The sequence below is a fragment of the Bradyrhizobium sp. CSS354 genome, from assembly GCF_029051725.1.
Lineage (GTDB): Bacteria > Pseudomonadota > Alphaproteobacteria > Rhizobiales > Xanthobacteraceae > Bradyrhizobium.
In genome coordinates this window covers 1-441 of record NZ_JAACFU010000099.1, presented here as the reverse complement: position 1 = coordinate 441, position 441 = coordinate 1, and the positions used below count along the sequence as shown (strand labels likewise).

Below are 441 nucleotides of genomic sequence, written 5' to 3'. Positions count from 1 at the left end.
GTGCCGGTACTGCTCACGGACGGTGGCGGCAACACGCTCGTCTTCCTGCAGGATTCCCACCGTGATCAGCAGGACATCCTCGAAATCAATCACGTTGCGGTCGGTCTTGACGTCCTCATAGGACTGGAAAACGCGGGCCACGGCTGTCAGGTCGAACCCGCCCGGAGCCCCCCTCCCCTGGGCGTTTTCCAGGTAGTTGGCGGGTGTCAGCATGGATACCTTGGCCCACTCGATCTCTGAAGCGAGGTCACGGATGGACGCCCGGTCAGTACTGAGCCGCAGCCGGCGCGCGGCCTCTGCCAGCAGCTGGGCTTTGTGGTCCAGCAGGTTGGGCAGTGTCCCGCCCACAGCCTGCGGCCAGAAGAACTGCAGCTGGCGAAGGGCGGCGGCATGGAACGTCCGGGCCTGCACGTTCCCGGCGCCGAGGTCGCGGAGGCGGCT

At 66.2% G+C, this 441-nt stretch carries 1 protein-coding gene; it reads right to left on the bottom strand.

Features of this window, described 5'->3' with window-relative positions:
• The coding region (locus GWG67_RS38825; RefSeq protein WP_275174909.1) for a UvrD-helicase domain-containing protein at positions 1–441 on the bottom strand (441 nt) is incomplete at both ends.